The sequence below is a fragment of the Halorussus halobius genome, from assembly GCF_004765805.1.
Taxonomy (GTDB): Archaea; Halobacteriota; Halobacteria; order Halobacteriales; family Haladaptataceae; genus Halorussus; species Halorussus halobius.
This window is the reverse complement of sequence record NZ_ML219773.1, coordinates 579,265-596,496: the sequence shown is the minus strand read 5'-3', so window position 1 is coordinate 596,496 and position 17,232 is coordinate 579,265. Positions and strand designations below refer to the sequence as shown.

Genomic DNA, 17,232 nt, shown 5'->3' with positions numbered 1-17,232 from the left:
CGGCGGAAGCCGGAATCGAGCGTCCGATTCCTCAGAGGTCGTAGATTTCGCCGTACTTCTCGGTGACGTACTCGAGGAAGTAGTCGGCGGTCAGGTCCTCGCCGGTCGCCTGCCGAATCAGTTCGTCGGTGGTGTACCGCTGGCCGTGGCTGTGGACGTTCTCCCGGAACCACTCGTGGAGCGGGTCGAAGTTCCCCTCCCGAATCAGCCCGCGCGGGTCGTCGAGGTCGTCCTCGACGGCGGCCCAGAGCTGTGCCGCGAGGACGCTCCCGACCGTGTAGTTCTGGAAGCCCGCGAACCGGCCGGTCCAGTGGATGTCCTGTAGACAGCCCTCCGTATCGGTGTCGGGCCGCACCCCGAGATACCGCTCCATCTTGCCGTTCCACGCCGCGGGAATCTCGCTCACGTCGAGGTCCCCGGAGACGAGCTCGCGCTCTATCTCCGACCGGAGGATGATGTGCATGTGGTAGGTGACCTCGTCGGCCGCCGTCCGGATGCAGTTGTCCGTCTTCACGCGGTTGGCCGCCCGATACGCTTCCTCGGGGGTCGCGTCCGAGAGCTGCGGGAAGCGGTCTTTCACCGTGGGCAAGAACAGCTCCCAGAACTCGCGGGTCCGGCCGACGTGGTTCTCCCAGAACCGCGACTGGGACTCGTGGACGCCCGACGACCGCGACTTGCCCAGCGGCGAGCCGTAGTGGTCCCGGGACAGACCGAGGTTGTAGACCGCGTGGCCGAACTCGTGGATGGTCGACCCGATCGCCCCGAGCGGGTCGGTCTCGTCGAACCGGGTCGTCACGCGGGCGTCGAACTGGGTGCCGGACGTGAACGGGTGGGTCGAGACGTCGAGCCGACCCCGCTCCCAGTCGTAGCCCAGCAGGTCGAGCGCGTCCTCCGAGAGCGCCCGCTGGGCGTCGACGTCGAAGGTGCCCTCGAAGACGGTCGGCGGGTCCTCGCTCGCTCGAATCTCCTCGATGAGCGGGAGGAGTCCGTCCTTGAGCTCCTCGAATATCCCCTCGACCGTGTCGAGTCCGAGGTACGGTTCGTCGTCCTCGAACATGACCTCGTAGGGGTCCCGACTCGGGTCGATGGCTTCGGCGCGCTCGACCCGGAGGTCGAGCAGGTCCTCCAGAATCGGCTGGAACGCCGAGAAGTCGTCGGTCTCGCGGGCCTCCCGCCAGTCGTCCTGGGCCTCCGACTGGAGCCGACTGTGTTCGGCGACGAGTTCCTCGGGCACGTTCGCTGCGCGCTCGTGTTCGCGCCGAATCTCCCGGACGACCGCCCGCTGGTCGTCGTCGAGGTCCTCGGCGTCGGCCGCGTCGAGCAGGTCGGCGAGTTCGTCGGCGGTGAGTCGCTCGTGGGTCACCGTCGAGAGCGCCGAGAGCTGTTCCGAACGCGCCGGGGTGCCGCCCTCGGGCATCATCACCTGCTGGTCCCAGTAGAGGACGCCGCCGGCGTCTTCGAGCGCCGTTATCCGCTCGTATCGGTCACAGAGGTCGTCGTACGCGTCGCCCATACGTTCGGGTTCGGCGGCTCGCACATGAAAATCCGGGTCCCGGCAGCGTGGGATTCCCGGCAACGCACGGGACGGTCGACGGCGCTACGTGCCGCCCTCGACCGCGCTGGCCCACTCGGGCCACTCCTGGCGCTGTTCGAGGTCGAGGTCGGACTCGCCCGACATCGCCTTGATGGCGCGGGCGTCCTCGCGGCTCCACACCGCCCCGTCCTCGTGGAACAGGCCGTTGAGGATGCCGTACTGGCGCTGGGCGGGGACGAACGCGGGCTGGACCATCAGCGACCAGAAGAAGTTGCCGAACCCCGACTCGTGTATCAGGGGCGCGAGCGACGCGTAGTCGGGGGTCTTCTGGTCGTCGGGCGGCTCGGAGGCGAATCCGGTGGCCGAGCGGACCCGCTGCCACTCCGAGAGCCAGACGGGCACGTCGAGTCGGTCGGCGACCGCCCGGTTCGACCGGAGCATCTCGCGGTAGGTCGCGGGCGTCTCGGCGAAGTTGTAGTGGAACTGGAGCGCGTCGCTGCCCCAGTCGAGGTACTCGGCGTTGTTGGCCATGCTGGTCGAGCCCACGGTCAGCGGCACGGACCCGCGCTCGTCGGCCATCGCCTCGAACATGGTCCTGGCGAACTCGGTGGCGTGGGACTGCCACCCCGGCTCGTTCATCGCCTCGATGGCGAGCAAGCGGTCGTCGTCCCGGAAGTGGTCCATGAACCACCGGACGTACGCCTCGGGGTCGCCCCACCGCGACCGGTCGCGCATAACCGCCGAGCCGGGCGAGCGAACGCCGGTCGCGGTCCGGGGGTCGGTGTCGTGGAGTCGCTCCTCGGTCGGCTCCTGGCCCGCGAAGTCGAACAGGCCGACGAGCACGTCCAGCCCGCACCCCTCGGCGGTCGACAGGAAGTGATCGAGTGCCTCCCGGTGGGCTTCGGGGTCGGCCTGCCAGCACTCGAAGCTGGCCCACGTCCGGACGGCGTTGAGGTTCACCTCGGTCGCGTAGCCCAGGTCGCGCTCGACGACGGCCTCGTCGTAGTCGGCCCACTGCTGGTAGAAGTTGAACGACCGGGCCGGGAGGTATATCGCGCCCCGGACGTCGACCACGCCGCGCTCGCTCGGGTCGGTGGTTGCGTCGTCGGCCGTTTCGGTCGCGTCGCCGGCCCGGCCGATGACGTCGGCCCGGTCGTCGCTCCCGGCGGCGCGTCGCGTCGCGGCCGTCGGCTGCGAGCGCTCGGTCTCCCGCCGGGGACCCAGCGAGGAACAGCCGGCTATCGAGGCGATTCCCGCCGAGACGCCCGCAGCGAGGAAGCGACGACGGGTGCAGCGGTCGGTCATACCCGTTGCACCACAGCCTCCTCAATAACGGTTGTTGCAGGAGCGCGGTCGTCTGGACGCCCGGGTCCCGAGCGGTCACGGCGGCGGGTCCTCACCACGTCACGCGGTAGGTACACTGGGACCCGCCCTCTGCCCGACAGCGGTCGCTGGTCTCGCGGACGAACACCATCGGCGTGTAGCTGAACTTCTCGCCGAACGCCCGGAGCGTCCCCCGGATTATCCCCCGGTCGAACGGGCACGGGTACGGGTTCGCGCAGGTGACCCGGCGCTCGCGGTCGCCGACCTCGGCGAACTCGTAGTAGCCGATGTCGCCCCCGCGGTGGTTCATCCGGTAGGCCTCGTCGACCGTCTCGAACCCGCCGCTCGCGGAGGTCACGCCCGACGGCCACTCGACCGACTCGGGAATCTTCGACCCGAGGTGGGTCAGCACCGACTCGCCGTACGCCAGTTCGAGCGCGTCGAGCGCGCCGAGCAACCCGCGAAGCGGGTACCACTCCCCCGCGTTCGGGTCCTCGATGCCGTGCTCGGCGAGCAGCTCACGCCCCCGCGCTTCGGTCGCGTCGGGGTGGTCGCCGAGCCCGTCCACGACCAACCGCACGGTGCGTCCGTTCACCTCTACCTCGGGGTCGACAGGCCGGCGTGCCATTCGTTCGTTGGCGAACTTGTACCATACGTCGTATAGTTCTTTCTACCGGCGAGGTGCCCCGAGAAATAGACGTCGGGGGCGAGTTACTGGTACCCGTCGAGGTCGTAGAGGTCGCCGTACTTCGCCGTCGCGTAGTCGAGGAAGTAGTCGGCGGTGTACTCCTCGCCGGTCGCCTGCCGGACGAGCTCGTCGGTGGTGTACCGCGAGCCGTGCTTGCGGACGTTCTCGGTCAGCCAGTCGTGGAGCGAGCCGAACTCGCCGCGTCGAAGCTCGTCGTCGAGGCCGTCGAGCGCCTCGTCGGCGCTGGCGTACAGTTGGGCCGCGAGGACGCTGCCCAGCGAGTAGGTGGGGAAGTAGCCGAAGTCGCCGTGGCTCCAGTGGATGTCCTGCAGACAGCCCTCCGCGTCGGTGTCGGGCCGGACCCCGAGGTACTCCTCGTACTTGTCGTTCCAGACCTGCGGGACCTCCTCGACGTCGAGGTCGCCCCGGATGAGGTCGCGCTCTATCTCGAACCGGACCACGATGTGCATGTGGTAGGTGAGCTCGTCGGCCTCGACCCGGATGAGGTTGTCCTCGTACACCTGATTCGCGGCCTCGTAGGCGTCGCCGACCGACACGTCCGAGACCTGCGGGAATCGGTCTTGGACGGCCGGCAGGAACCGCTCCCAGAACGCCTCCGACCGGCCGACGTGGTTCTCCCAGAGCCGCGACTGGGACTCGTGGACCGTCATGTCCCGGGACTGGCCCAGCGGCGTGCCGTAGTGCTCGCGGGGCAGGCCGAGCGTGTAGGAGGCGTGGCCGAACTCGTGAATCGTGCTCATCAGCGCGCCCAGCGGGTCTTCGGGATTGAACCGGGTGGTCACGCGGGCGTCGAACTGGGTGCCCGTCGAGAACGGATGCGGGGCGGTGTCGAGCCGACCGTGCTCCCAGTCGTAGCCGAGTTCGTCGAGCACGTCGCGGGCCAGCTCCTCCTGGATGTCGGTGTCGAACTCGCCGGCGAAGGCGTCGGTGGCGAGGTCGACGTCCGATTCGCGGACGGCCTCGATGAGCGGAACGAGCTCCTCGCGGAGCCGGTCGAGCACGCGCTCGGCCGTCTCGACGCCCAGGTACGGCTCGTACTCCTCGAACAGCACCTCGTAGGGGTCTCTATCGGGGTCGACGTGCTCGGCGTACTCGCGCTTGAGTTCGACCAGCCGTTCGAGCGTGGGCGCGAACGTCGAGAAGTCGTCGGTCTCGCGGGCCTCCTTCCAGACCGGCATCGCCTCCGAGGACGCCTGCGAGATCTCCTCGACGAGTTCCTCGGGGACCCGCGACTGGCGCTCGTGGTCGCGCCGGACCTCGCGCACGACCGACGCCTGCTCGTCGGTCAGGTCCTCGCCGTCCAGTCGGTCGAGCAGGTCGGCCATCTCGTCGGACGTGAGCATCTCGTGGGTCACGCTCGACAGCGCCGACCGCTGTTTCGACCGGGCGGGCGTGCCGCCCTCGGGCATCATGACCTCCTGGTCCCAGTTGAGGACGCCGCCGGCGTGTCCGACGTGGGTCATCCGCTCTACCTTCGCGATGAACTCCGAGTAAGTGTCCGAACCTTCGTCTCCGTCGGCTTCGCTTGCCATCGACGTGGCGTAGAATGCCACCGGTTATCAAAGCGCGGATTTCTCGCCGAAACACCGCACACATTTATTATATATCAGTTATCTCATCGAGTATGGAAAGACGCCGGTTCCTCGGAGCGGTTGCGGTTGCGACCACCGCTGCGGGATGTACGTCGGGTGATAGCTCCGAATCGGAAACGACTACGCAGGACAGCGACGACGACGGTGTTCCCGATTCCGAGGACTACGCGCCAGACGACCCGGACGTCCAGGAGAAGTCCGACCTCTCGACGACGACGACCAAGCGAACCGTCGAGACGACGACCGCCACGACGACCACCGCGACGACCGCCACGACGACGACTACCGCCACCACGACGACCGCGACGACCATCGAGGAGGAGGCGACCACGGACGCCGCGCTCGCCGACGCCAACACCCTCACCGCCGGCGACGGGTGGGAGGACGGCGAGTCCCACGTCACGGCGTACAGTTCGCGGTCGGTGACCGCCCGCGTCGCCCCAGGCGGCCCGGACGTGCCGGCCGACCTTGATGGGAGTTCCGTGAAGCTGCTGGCGTTCGCCTACCGATACCCCCGCGGCGAGGGCGTGGCGTACGGAACCAGCGACCCCGTCACTCTCGACGGGGCAACCGAACTCACCGCGTCGGTGGACCTCTCGGACGCGGAGACGGGCGAGCGCCACCACTACCTCGCGTTCCTGATGCCCGGCGACGCAACCCCCCAGGAGGTCGACTCCGACGACCTCGTCTTCCTCCACGAGACCGACCCCTTCGAACTCGACGACGACGGCGCGACCATCGGCCGGAGCCCCCATCCCGACGAACTCGACGACGATTCGGACGACAACTACGAGCGCAAGGCCATCGAAGGGGCCTATAACCTCTCGTTCGAGGGGTCGACGCAGGGCGAGTCGTGGTCGGTCAGTTTCTACGTCTACAAGTCGTCGTATCTACAGGCGGTCGCCGAACCCCGGGGACGCTCGCGCCCCGAGTACGTCTCCCACGCTCAACAGGAGGGATTCGCGGACGAACTCGCCGGGATTCTCTCGGAGGACGCCGAGGGCAACGGCTTCACGGACAAGCGAACGAAAGTCGAGTTCGTCATCGACTTCGTGCAGAACCTCCCGTACGTGCCCGACGACGTGAGCAAGGGGTTCGACGATTACACCAAGTTCATCACCGAGACCATCACCGAGGCGGGCGGCGACTGCGAGGACACCGCCATCATGCTGGCCGCCGTTCTACAGGCCGAACCGTTCGGCTACGACACGGTCCTCATCCAGCCGCCGGGGCACATGGCGGTAGGCATCTACGGCGAGGACCTGCCCGGCGTCTACTGGGAGCACGACGGCCGCAGGTACTACTACATCGAGACCACCGGGTCCGGGTGGGGAATCGGCGACCTCCCCGAGACGTACGAAGACGAGGAAGCGTACGTCCACCAAGTCTGACGCCGTCGCTCGTTCGGAACCGGCTCCGGGCCGGTTTCAGAACGACTCGGCCGCGCCCCGATAAATCCCGTAACAGCGCTCCAGTACGTCGATGCCGACGCTCTCGCTCTCGGTGTGAGCCTCGCCGGGTTCGGACGCGCCACAGACCACGCAGGTCGTGCCCGCCTGGGCGAGCCAGCCCGCGTCGGTGGCGTGGGGCTTGGTGACCAGTTCGGGCGACCCCGACTGGGCCGCCTCGGCGGCCCCGAGTACCGTCTCGGCGAACCCCTCGTCGTCACACCGCATCGGCGGGAGGTCCTGGTCGACGGTCCACTCGACGCCCGGAAGCTCTTCGACCCGCTCCACGGCCGCGCGCTCGCCGGGGACCGTGCGCTCGTCGACCGTCACCGCGCAGGTCTCGGGAATCACGTTCCACGCGCTCCCGCCCTCGATTTCGGTGACGGCGACGCTCCCCCGGACTCGCTCGCCGAACACCTCGGCCGCCGGGAAGTCGAGGTCCCGAATCACCTCGACCGCGTCGCAGGCCCGATACACCGCGTTCTCGCCCGCCTCGGGTTCGCTGGCGTGCGCGGCAGACCCGCGCGCGGTGACGGTGCTTCCCCGCCGGCCCTTGTGGGCGACCGCCACGTCGGTCACGCCCGGCGCGGAGTAGCCGGTCGACCCCTCGCCGACGACGGCGTAGTCGGGCGCGAACCCCCGGTCGATGGCGGCGCGCGCACCCTCGCCGCCGACCTCCTCGCCGACGAAGCTGGCGAAGACGAGTTCGCACTCCGAGAGGTCGGCGTCCCGAAACGCCAGCATCGCGGCCGCGACTGCGCCCTTCATGTCGGCGGTGCCCCGGCCGTAGAGCCGGCCGTCGCGCTCTTCGACCGCGTACGAGCCGTCGGCCGCGAGCTGGGAGTCGTCCGGGGGCACCACGTCGTGGTGGCCCACCAGCGCGAGCGAGGGGCCCGACCCCCTGCGCGCGACGACGTTGCCCGCCCCGTCGCGGGTCACCTCGGCGTCGGTTTCGGCGCGGAGCCAGTCCTCGACGGCGTCGCCCGCCTCGGTCTCGTCGTCGTGGCTCGGAATCGAGACGAGGTCGCGGGTGAGTTCGACGACTTCGCTCATGGGACGTGGTTGCGGGCCACGGGGTAAAAACGTCCCTCTACGGCAATCGCGTGGGGTTGTGCGTGACCGGTTCGGGTAGGTTCGGGCGCGACTGAACTTCGATTCCGGCGCGCGCTAGCGCGACCTCCGTGCCGCGCCGACTGCGCGAGGGACGACCGAACGAAGTGAGGGCGGAGGTTGGGGAGGCGTGAGGGCCGTGCCGTGCGGTGCGGTTACTCATCGGCTCGAGCGATAGCTAGCTGCAATCTGACCTCGAATCTTTCGAGAACGTACTTCTGAGCTAGCTACTGCCGAGACCTATGAGAACCCGCAACCCCACCGCAACGACGACCCTCACGCCTCCCCAACCGCCTGCGTTGCTCGGCCACAGGCCTGCGCTACTCGTCCCTCGCACGGGATGGCGCGAGATGAACTCGCGCCAGCGCGCGCCGACGTGGAATTTCCAGTCGAGTGCGACGCAGTCTGTCCCGTCGAGTGCAGTTCGCTCCGTTCCCGTCGAAGCCACTCCAGTTCACCGTGCCGTACGACCACAAACCGACTCGCGTCACTTCGCGCTCCAGTTCGCGGACCTGCTCGCGGAGTCGGTCGAGTCCCCCGGCGGTTTCGCCCTCGGCGTCGTCTTCGAGGCTGTCGACCGCGAGCGAGCGCGATTTACCGGTAGTGCTCGCGGAGGTACGCCGCGATGTCGTCGCTCTCGTACACCGACGCGTCGCGGTCGGGGTCGACGAGGAACGGAATCTGGTCCTCGCCGCCCAGCTCGACCAGCCGGTCGCGGGCGTCCTCGTCGCGGACCTCCCCGTCGCGGGTTCGCGGGTTGTGCGCGACGAACGACAGCCCGAGTTCCTGCATCGTCTCGCGGACGCTCGCGGAGTGCGGACAGTCCTCGGCCTGATACAGTTCGAGCACGGTCGGCAGTTCGGCCGCCGACGCCGTAAGTCTGCTCGCCGACCCGACTACTCGTCCAGCGCCTCGGTCGCCTCGTCGGCGGCGTCGCTCGGGCGCGCGGCGTCCCAGCCGGCGACGAGTATCCCGCCCACCTGATTGAACGTGAGGTCGGAGACGACGTCGTCGAGGCCGTACTGGGCCAACACCGGCTCGCCGCCGACCAGTTCCGAGACCAGCCCGGTCCCGAACTCCAGTATCTCCCAGAGGACGCCGAAGGCCATCACGAATATCAGGATGAACGCGAACTGGAGCTTCGCGGGCAGGTGAGTGGCCTCGGAGTTGCGGTCGACCGCCTTCACGGTGGCGTAGCCCGCGCCCGCGACGATGGACGCCGACAGCGCGTGAGCCACCGAGTCGTACCACGGTACCGATTGGTACGGACCGAGCGCGCCCACCGCGTGGACGAACACGGCGAGCGAGAGCACCAGCACGTAGCTGGTGTCCAGCGAGATGCTGGTGTCTCGCCGGAGGTACGCCGGGACCAGCGTGACGCCCAACGACAGCAGCCCGTTGGCGACGAGGCCGGTCTCGCCCCGGTAGAGGCCGTAGCCAGCGATTCCGAGCAGGCCGACCTGTAGCAGGCGGACCAGCCAGCGCTCGCGCTCGGCGGACAGCAGGTCGGTCATCCGCGCTCGCCCCCTGCTCGGTCGAGCGCGAGTCGCTCGCTCGGCCCCCGGCGATTGAAGTAGAGCCGGAAGAACCCGGCGGCGACCACGCCCGCGACCGTCGCCCGGACGAACTCCCACATCAGGGCGTCCAGCGACCCGAGGAAGTCGGTGCCGAGATGCTGGTCGGCGTGGAACTGCACGATGGCCCACGCGCCGATGGCGGCCATGGTGGTGAGGACGACCATCGCGGGCGCGAACCGCGCGGACAGTTCGGCGCGGGTGAACAGCACGAGTTCGACCACGACCGCCAGCGACAGCGCGGCGACCGCGACGTAGGTGACGTACTCGGTGACCCACTCGGGCGCGAATAGCCGCGAGACGCCGGGGAACACCGCCAGCGCCGTCACCGCCGGCGGGAGCATCGCCGAGGCGTCCCGGAGCGCGACGGCCGGCAACACCAGCACGGCGAGGTCCGCGAGCAGGAACGCGGCCCAGACGGGGTTGCCCGCGAGCAGGTTCGCCGGAATCGAGAGCGCGAGCACGCCGACGAGCAGCCGGCTCAGCCGGCCGCCGTCGGCGGCCAGCGATTCGAGGACGGTCATGGAGCGGAGAACACGACGGCCCGACTGAAGGGTGTTGTCGCCGAAGCGCCGGAACGGAGGGGGCGTCGGCCCTCGGGACCGGAGGGGGCGTCGGCCCTCGGGACCGGAGGGGGCGTCGGCCGTCGGGACCGGAGGAGGCGTCGGCCGTCACCGATACAGGCCGGCCCGGCGGAAGACCGCAGTCAGTAGCACCGCGACCGGGATTATCTCCAATCGACCGATCCACATGTTGACTATCAGCATCGCCTTTCCGGGGTCGGGCAGACCCGGGCCCGTGACTCCGGCGTCCAGACCGACGTTGCTCTGGGCGCTCATCACGTCGAATATCACGTACTCCAGGGGATAGGCCGACGGGAGCATCCGCAACAGGACGGCCACTCCGACGACGATGCCCGCTATCCAGAGGACGAACACCACCGTCGCCTCCGTGTACTCCCGCTGGACCTGGTCCTCGCTCAGGTTCCGGTCGCCTATCTGGAGTCGCCGAACTGCAGTGTCGGGCCGGAGGACGTTTCCGATCTGCCACGCCGTGCCCTTGACGAGCGTGACGACCCGGACGAGCTTCAGTCCGCTCACGGTCGAACCCGCCGCTGCCCCCGTGAGCATCCCCAAGCACAGCAACAGCGTCTCGCCGGCGGTCCAGACCCGTTCGGTCCCGCCGCCGACGGCCGCCGTGCCGAACCCCGCGTTCGACGTGGCGGAGACGAACTGAAACAGCGCGACGCGGAACGTCTTCTCTAACGTCTCGTACTGACCGCTGGTGGCCAGAAGCGCCGTCAGCGCGACGGAGCCGGCTCCGAACCAGATGAACACCCACCGCGTCTGCAGGTCCGCGTAGAAGTTCTCGATTTCGCCCCTGAAGATGAGATAGTGGACGGGGAACGCGATGCTCCCGGCGACCATGACCGGGACCGTCGCGTACTCGATTATCGGACTGGCGTAGTGAGCGATGGAGTCGGCGTGGACGGAGAACCCGCCGGTGGCGATGCCGGTCATGCCGTGGTTTATCGCGCCCCAGAGGGGCATCCCGGCCGCGAGGAGCAGGCCGATGGACCCGAGCGTCAGCCCCAGGTATATCTTCCAGATTTCCGTGACGGTGTTGACGATGCTCGGGTGAATCTTCTCGGACCGGGCCTCGCTCTCGTACAGCGTGAGCGAACCGCTACCCGGGCGAGCGAGGATGGCCACCGTCAGCACGATGACGCCGACGCCGCCGATCCACTCGGTGAACGACCGCCACCAGTGGAGCGACCTCGGGAGTTGCTCTTCGACGGCGGCGACCGTCAGTCCCGTGCCGGTGAAGCCGCTCATGCTCTCGAACACCGCGTCGAGGGGGTGGAGGAAAATCGCCGTCGTGTCGTCCAGGGGCGGAGTGTGTACTAACCCGCCGAACGGGTCGACCGAGAGCGTCCACGCGATGAGCAGAAACGGCAGGCCGCCGAGGACGCCGACCGTCGCCCACGCGCTGGCGGCCGTGACCATCGCTTCGGCCTTGCCCGAGGTCGGGACGTCGCCGTATCGCCGCGTCAGCGCGAGACCGAGCCCCGCCATGACGACGGCGGTCACGACGAACGCCGGAACGGCGAAGAACTCGCGATTGAGAACCGCGATCACGACGGACGCGACCGCCATCAGGGAGATGACCTGGAGGATGCGGCCGACGTCCCGGCCGACGGCCCGGTACCGGAGCCTCATGGCTCCGTATCGGTGAACGCTGCGACCGCTTCGGACAGCGACGCGCCCTCGTTGAATATCGTCACCTGATCGCCCGCGCGGACGATGGTGTCGCCTCGCGGGGCGCGAAAGTCCCCGTCGCGGTTGAGCGCGACGACGAGACACCCCTCGGGAAGGGCACCGGATTCGAGCGCAGCGCTGAGGCGTTGACCGTTCATCGGCGCGGCCTCGGTGACCGTCAACTCCACGAGCTCGGTCGAATCGTCGAGTTCGATGAAGTCGCTGACCGACGGATACTGGACCGAGTGGTAGAGGTAATCCGCGATGAGCCGCTGGGGGTTCTCTATCATGGTGACGCCGATTTTCTCGAACACCGGCAGGTTGTCGGGGTCGTGGACGACGCTGACGAGGTTCGGGATGTCGTACTCCTGTGCGAGCAACATCACCATGATGTTGGTCGCGTCGACGTCCGTCGTGGAGATGACGGCGTCGGCGCGGTCTATCCCCGCGTCCATGAGCGTCTCGTGGTTGGTCGCGTCGTCGTGCAAGACGAGACAGTCGTACTCGGCCGACGCGTCGTTGGCCCGCTGTTCGTCCTTCTCGACGACCACGACGTCGTTGCCGTCCGACACGGCGCGCTCTATCAGGTTCGACCCGATGTTGCCCGCGCCGACGATTATCAGATACATCTACTCGTCCTCCGTCGCCGCGTTCGAGCGGACGACGGCCGGCCCGTCGCTCTCGGTCGGCAATCGATACGAGGCGTTCCCGGCGGGTGGCCGCGGACGTCTCGACCGCTCCGACGACCCCCTCGACGGCGTCCGTCCCCGACCGAAGTTCGCGTCGAATCCCCGACGCCTCGGGAGGCGGTGGCGTTCGGGGCTCCCGAACGTCCGCTGTGCGTCGTCGGCGTTCGGTATCGGGGCGCGGAGTTGCCGGGGTACCGCGCCAGTCATCGTTCGCCCTCGGCGGAGTGGGCGGACGCGTCGTGTCCGCAGTGCGGACAGTAGTTGGCTCGCTCGTCTACCGCCCTCCCGCAGTGTTCGCAGTCAAAAACTGCCACGTCCATCACCTGTCCGATGAACGACCAGTTCAGCGTCTCTTCGCTGTCGGGGCGTTTTTCCCGCGTCACGTGGTACAGCGAAACCAGCTGCGAGTCCTCGGGAACGTCCCGGTGCTCGGGCCGTTTTCGAACGAGTACGTACGGTCCGTAATCCTCGATACCGAGGATTTCGCCCGTCGCTTCCGCGAGAATCCGTTCTCGTATCGGCGTGGTACAGTGTTCGATCCGCTCGTCGACGTACGTCCGGGCCGCTCGCAGGCCCGGAACGTCGAGCACGTCGAGCCGGTCGACGAGAGCGGAAGGGAGTCGGTCCGACGCCACTGGCTCGTCTACACTCATATACGACACATGAACGCCGAGAGCCGGGAAATATCTTGCGGAAAATTACTAATCGTTCCCCAATGCCACGGTCTAGTTCGTAATCGTTCTACAGTCGCGGGGGCGACGCGCACGCGCGGTCCCCTCGATTCTCGTCGGACCGCCGGGAACGTCGGCGAAACGAACCCCGGACCGTCCACGAAGGGCAAAGAGCGTATAAGAACGGATATGGTACTACGTGTCAGGTATAAGTATGAGCCATCGAATCGATGACGTCGACGAACGGATACTGTACTTTCTCACCGAGGACGCGCGCCACACGTCGGCCCCGGACATCGCGGCGGAGGTCGACGTCTCCGCGCCGACGGTCCGGAATCGAATCCGGCAACTCGAAGAGGCCGGCGTCATCGTGGGCTACCCGGCCCACGTCAACTACGAGCGGGCCGACGGCCTCCTGACGAACCAGTTCGTCTGCAGCACCTCGGCGACCGACCGACAGGAACTCGCCCAGCGCGTCCTCGAAGTGCCGGGAGTCATCAACGTCAGGGAGATAATGTCCGGAACGGGGAACCTCCGTGTCAAGGCGGTCGGCACCGACACGGACGACCTGACCCGAATCGCACAGGACATCACGGCGCTGGGCATCGAGATCGACAACGAGGACCTCATCCACCGGGAGTACTTCCGTCCGTACGCCCAGTTCGGCCCGCGGGACCACGAGCCCGTCTCCCCGGTAACCGGCGTCGCGGGGCTCGCCGGCGACGCCGACGTCGTGGAAATCATCGTCAAGAGCGGCGCTCCGGCCGCCGGCAAGACCCTCGAAGAGGCCAACGACCAGGAACTGATTCCCTCGGACGTGCTCGTCGTGCGAATCGACCGGGACGACCAATCGATTACGCCGAGCGGGGAGACGACGATCGAAGAGGGGGACTTCGTCACGATTCACTCGCGGTCGGGCATCACCGAAGACACGGTGGAGACGTTCACCGGCAACTAGATTCGGTCCGCCGGGGAGACTACCGCGGACAGCCGGGAGATTTTGAATCCGGAATATATTCACAGGTCGTTTCGGAAGCAGTCATACAGCAGCTTTTTTATGCAGGTATCGATATCTACGGCCATGAGACAGCTCCTCTCGGACGTCCTCCTGCACGAGGAGGACGATTCCGAGGGCCCGGCGTACATTCTGTACGAGTGTCGTCACTGCGGCGCGAAGTTCGACGAGCCACAGGACCGATGTGCGGTGTGCGAGGCGTCCGAGATAGCGGCGTACTCGTTCGAAACGAGACCCGAGCGCGACGAGGAGTGAGTCGGTCGTTACGGGACCCGACGGGCGACCGGGTGGCGGGAGGTCCCAGCAGTCCCCTCGGTCGCCCGACGTCGCTTTCCCGCCGGACGCCCGTGACCCCCGAAGCACGTCCCTTATGAGCGCCCCGGACGTACGAACCGGCATGAACGTCTTGCCGGACACCAGCGTCGTCGTCGACGGCCGGATATCCGAGCGCGTCGACGAGGGCGACTTCGAGGGGGCGACGATACTCGTCCCCGAGGCGGTCGTGGCCGAACTCGAAGCGCAGGCCAACAGCGGCGTCGAGGGCGGCTGGGACGGCCTCTCGGAGCTCCAGCGGCTCGCGGAACTGGCCGACGAGGGGGGTATCGACCTCGAGTACGTGGGCGAGCGCCCGGACGCCGCCGAGCAGGGCCGGGCCAGCGAGGGCGAAATCGACGCGCTCATCCGGGAACTGGCGACCGACCACGACGCGACCTTCGTCACCAGCGACGTGGTCCAGAGCGAGGTCGCCGAGGCCAAGGGCATCGAGGTGGAGTACCTCGCGCCCCGGACCGACGAGGAGGAGGTCGGCCGGCTCGCCGTCGAGAACTACTTCGACGAGTCCACCATGAGCGTCCACCTCCGGGCCGGACTCGAACCCAAGGCCAAGCGGGGCGCGGTCGGCGAGATGACCTACCAGCAGATCGGCGACGACGTCCTCGACGAGGAGACGCTCCGGGAGTACGCCCAGGAGATACTCGACTCGGCCAAGGAGAGCGACGAGGGGTTCATCGAACTCGACGAGCCCGGCATGAGCATCGTCCAGTTCCGGGACTACCGCATCGCCATCGCGCAGCCGCCGTTCGCCGACGCGTGGGAGATCACCGCCGTCCGGCCCATCGTCAAGACCGACATGGACGACTACGAGCACGCCGACGCGCTCAAAGACCGGCTGCTCGACCACCAGCGCGGCGTCCTCGTGGCCGGGTCGCCCGGCGCCGGCAAGTCCACGTTCGCGCAGGCGGTCGGGGAGTTCCTCGCGGACAACGACTTCGCGGTCAAGACCATGGAGAAGCCCCGCGACCTGCAGGTCGGGCCCGAAATCACCCAGTACACCGAGTTGGGCGGCGAGATGGCCAAGACCGCCGACTCGCTGCTGATGGTCCGGCCCGACTACACAATCTACGACGAGGTGCGCAAGACCGACGACTTCGAGGTGTTCGCCGACATGCGCCTGGCGGGCGTCGGGATGGTCGGCGTGGTCCACGCCACGCGGGCCATCGACGCGCTCCAGCGACTGGTCGGGCGGGTCGAACTCGGCATGATCCCCCAGATAGTCGACACCGTCGTCTACATCGAGGCCGGCGAGATAACCAAGGTGTACGACGTCTCGACCCGTGTCAAGGTGCCAGAGGGGCTGATGGAGGAGGACCTCGCGCGCCCGGTCATCGTCATCGAGGACTTCGAGACCGGCCGGCCGGAGTACGAGATATACACCTTCAACCGGCAGGTCGTGACGGTGCCGCTGGACGAGAGCGAGCGCGAGGAGAGCGGCGTCTCGAAGCTCGCCAAACAGGAGATAGAGCGCGAGATACAGTCGGTCGCTCGCGGGCGCGTCGAGGTGGACGTGCAGGGGCAGAACCGCGCCACGGTGTACGTCAGCGACGACGACATCTCCTACGTCATCGGGAAGGGCGGCGGCCGCATCGACGACATCGAGAACCGACTCGGCATCGACATCGACGTGCGCACCCTCGACGAGCGCCCCCAGTCGGCGTCGGGAGCCAGCGCGGGCGGTGCGGCGGGCGGCGGTGCCGGCGGCGCTGGCGAGGTCGTGACGCCCGAGATAACCTCCCGGCACGTCGTCATCCCGACCGACGGCCACGCGGGCGAGACGGTCGAGGTGCAGGCCGACGGCGAGTACCTGTTCACCGCGACCGTGGGCCGGGGCGGCGACATTCAGGTGTCCCGGGGCAGCGCCATCGCGGAGGAACTGGAACTGGCGATAGACAAGGAGCGAGCCATCACGGTCGTCGGGGCCTAGAGACGGTCGCGGAGGCGCTCGACGTAGCCGTTTCCGTCCCGGCTTCGAACGTCGCCGATCTCGTCCAACAGCGACGTGACCTCCGACGGGGCGAGCAGGTCCTTCGCTTCGAGGACGAGGAGGAACTTCGGCGTCGTCACGAGTTGCACGTCGTCCAGCGACGCGTGGATCAGCCCTATCTTGTCGAACTCGTCGCACAGGAACATCCCGGCCCCGCGCTCGTTCGCCAGCGTGACTGCGGCGTTCTCCCCGTCGTCGAGCGGGAACTCGGAGTCCAGAGAGACGCGTGCAGTCTCCATCTCGTGCTTGCGCTCTAGCACGCGACGCGCCGCCCGCGCGTGTTCGTCGTCGTACGCCGCGACCTCTTCGAGTTCCGCGACGACGACTTCCGGAACGCAAAGCTCGTATTCGGAGCGGAGCGTATCGACGACGGGCGGGTCCGTCGAGCAGCCGAGGCTGACGAGCGCGGAGGTGTCGGCGACGACCGTCATTCAGACCTCGGTCAGTTCGTCGGTGAGTTCCTCGTCCAGTTGCCGTTTCAGTACCCGGAAGTTCGCCGCCTCCTCGGTCCCGACCAGCGACTTCAACTGCTCGAAGCTGATCTCGTCGTCGTAGTACGCGCCGGCTATCTCCTGTTTGACCTCGTCGTCGTGGGCCGCATCCCGGAGGTACTCGCGGAGGGCCGTGGTGAGGATGTCGGTCCGGTCCGACCCGAGGACGTCCGCGAGCGAGTCCGCGCGTTCGATGAGCCGGGACGGCGCGCGGAACTGGACGCGCCGCTTGTCTGCGCTCATGTGTGTACATTGTGAGCCAAAGGCCTAAATTCTTCGGGCCTCGGCTCGATTCGAGTCGAGACCGAGCAGCGCGTATGCCGACTGCCCTCGCACTCCGGAGCGACCGCGTCCCCGACCGAGCCACAATCTTTACCGGCGCTTGTGTGGCGTTCGGAAGCGGGGATTACACCGTGAGAGACAGCGTTCTACTCCGAGAGAGGGGGACTCGGCCACACCGAGGCGTCGACCGAGGCGGGGTCGGCGGGGCACGGACTC

General features: G+C 67.8%; 17 protein-coding genes. 4 read left to right on the top strand and 13 right to left on the bottom strand.

Annotation, left to right across the window (positions count from 1 at the left end; translation table 11 throughout):
- Positions 1–31: 31 nt before the first annotated feature.
- From EPL03_RS02925 to EPL03_RS02910, 4 genes are all read right to left on the bottom strand, one after another.
- Complete coding sequence (locus EPL03_RS02925) at positions 32–1,513, bottom strand: carboxypeptidase M32 (protein ID WP_135827837.1); 1,482 nt, start codon at positions 1,511–1,513, stop codon at positions 32–34.
- A gap of 84 nt (positions 1,514–1,597) precedes the next feature.
- On the bottom strand, positions 1,598–2,839 hold the full coding sequence (locus EPL03_RS02920) for a glycoside hydrolase 5 family protein (RefSeq protein ID WP_244605187.1): 1,242 nt from the start codon (positions 2,837–2,839) through the stop codon (positions 1,598–1,600).
- A 91-nt stretch (positions 2,840–2,930) separates the two neighbouring features.
- The gene (locus EPL03_RS02915) at positions 2,931–3,485 is read right to left on the bottom strand and encodes a hypothetical protein (RefSeq protein WP_135827836.1); all 555 of its coding nucleotides are present in this window, start codon (positions 3,483–3,485) and stop codon (positions 2,931–2,933) included.
- Positions 3,486–3,568: 83 nt separating this feature from the next.
- Complete coding sequence (locus EPL03_RS02910; protein ID WP_135827835.1) at positions 3,569–5,098, bottom strand: carboxypeptidase M32; 1,530 nt, start codon at positions 5,096–5,098, stop codon at positions 3,569–3,571.
- Positions 5,099–5,190: 92 nt separating this feature from the next.
- Here EPL03_RS02910 and EPL03_RS20270 point away from each other — a divergent pair, with 92 nt between their 5' ends.
- On the top strand, positions 5,191–6,549 hold the full coding sequence (locus EPL03_RS20270) for a twin-arginine translocation signal domain-containing protein (RefSeq protein ID WP_210424886.1): 1,359 nt from the start codon (positions 5,191–5,193) through the stop codon (positions 6,547–6,549).
- A 36-nt stretch (positions 6,550–6,585) separates the two neighbouring features.
- Here the strand turns inward: EPL03_RS20270 and EPL03_RS02900 are convergent, their stop codons facing one another.
- The 7 genes from EPL03_RS02900 to EPL03_RS02870 form a co-directional block, all read right to left on the bottom strand.
- Positions 6,586–7,659 (bottom strand): M20 family metallopeptidase, encoded by a 1,074-nt coding sequence (locus EPL03_RS02900; protein ID WP_135827833.1) that lies wholly within the window; start codon positions 7,657–7,659, stop codon positions 6,586–6,588.
- A 651-nt stretch (positions 7,660–8,310) separates the two neighbouring features.
- On the bottom strand, positions 8,311–8,565 hold the full coding sequence (locus EPL03_RS02895) for a glutathione S-transferase N-terminal domain-containing protein (RefSeq protein ID WP_135827832.1): 255 nt from the start codon (positions 8,563–8,565) through the stop codon (positions 8,311–8,313).
- A 47-nt stretch (positions 8,566–8,612) separates the two neighbouring features.
- Positions 8,613–9,230, bottom strand: a complete 618-nt coding sequence (locus tag EPL03_RS02890; RefSeq protein WP_135827831.1) for a hypothetical protein — start codon at positions 9,228–9,230, stop codon at positions 8,613–8,615.
- Complete coding sequence (locus EPL03_RS02885; protein ID WP_135827830.1) at positions 9,227–9,814, bottom strand: hypothetical protein; 588 nt, start codon at positions 9,812–9,814, stop codon at positions 9,227–9,229. Before EPL03_RS02885 ends, EPL03_RS02890 begins: the two co-directional genes overlap by 4 nt.
- 147 nt (positions 9,815–9,961) lie before the next feature.
- A complete protein-coding gene (locus EPL03_RS02880) occupies positions 9,962–11,509 on the bottom strand; it encodes a TrkH family potassium uptake protein (RefSeq protein ID WP_135827829.1) in 1,548 nt (515 codons plus the stop codon).
- Positions 11,506–12,177 carry a potassium channel family protein gene (locus EPL03_RS02875; protein ID WP_135827828.1) on the bottom strand — a complete coding sequence of 224 codons (672 nt, stop codon included), beginning with the start codon at positions 12,175–12,177 and terminating at the stop codon, positions 11,506–11,508. Before EPL03_RS02875 ends, EPL03_RS02880 begins: the two co-directional genes overlap by 4 nt.
- A 263-nt stretch (positions 12,178–12,440) precedes the next feature.
- Positions 12,441–12,890 carry a zinc ribbon domain-containing protein gene (locus tag EPL03_RS02870; protein ID WP_135827827.1) on the bottom strand — a complete coding sequence of 150 codons (450 nt, stop codon included), beginning with the start codon at positions 12,888–12,890 and terminating at the stop codon, positions 12,441–12,443.
- Between the two features lie 232 nt (positions 12,891–13,122).
- Here EPL03_RS02870 and EPL03_RS02865 point away from each other — a divergent pair, with 232 nt between their 5' ends.
- The 3 genes from EPL03_RS02865 to EPL03_RS02855 all read left to right on the top strand — a co-directional run bounded on the left by EPL03_RS02865 (position 13,123) and on the right by EPL03_RS02855 (position 16,183).
- Positions 13,123–13,866, top strand: coding sequence for an Lrp/AsnC family transcriptional regulator (locus tag EPL03_RS02865; protein WP_135827826.1), 744 nt, complete (start codon positions 13,123–13,125; stop codon positions 13,864–13,866).
- 123 nt (positions 13,867–13,989) lie between these two features.
- Complete coding sequence (locus EPL03_RS02860; RefSeq protein WP_135827825.1) at positions 13,990–14,178, top strand: hypothetical protein; 189 nt, start codon at positions 13,990–13,992, stop codon at positions 14,176–14,178.
- Positions 14,179–14,320: 142 nt separating this feature from the next.
- Positions 14,321–16,183, top strand: a complete 1,863-nt coding sequence (locus tag EPL03_RS02855) for a PINc/VapC family ATPase (RefSeq protein WP_135827824.1) — start codon at positions 14,321–14,323, stop codon at positions 16,181–16,183.
- Here EPL03_RS02855 and EPL03_RS02850 read toward each other — a convergent pair.
- Together EPL03_RS02850 and EPL03_RS02845 are read right to left on the bottom strand one after the other, a co-directional pair.
- The gene (locus EPL03_RS02850) at positions 16,180–16,674 is read right to left on the bottom strand and encodes a hypothetical protein (protein WP_135827823.1); all 495 of its coding nucleotides are present in this window, start codon (positions 16,672–16,674) and stop codon (positions 16,180–16,182) included. The two genes, EPL03_RS02855 and EPL03_RS02850, sit on opposite strands and share 4 nt — an antisense overlap.
- Positions 16,675–16,977 (bottom strand): hypothetical protein, encoded by a 303-nt coding sequence (locus EPL03_RS02845; RefSeq protein ID WP_135827822.1) that lies wholly within the window; start codon positions 16,975–16,977, stop codon positions 16,675–16,677. It lies immediately after the preceding gene.
- Positions 16,978–17,232 lie beyond the last annotated feature (255 nt).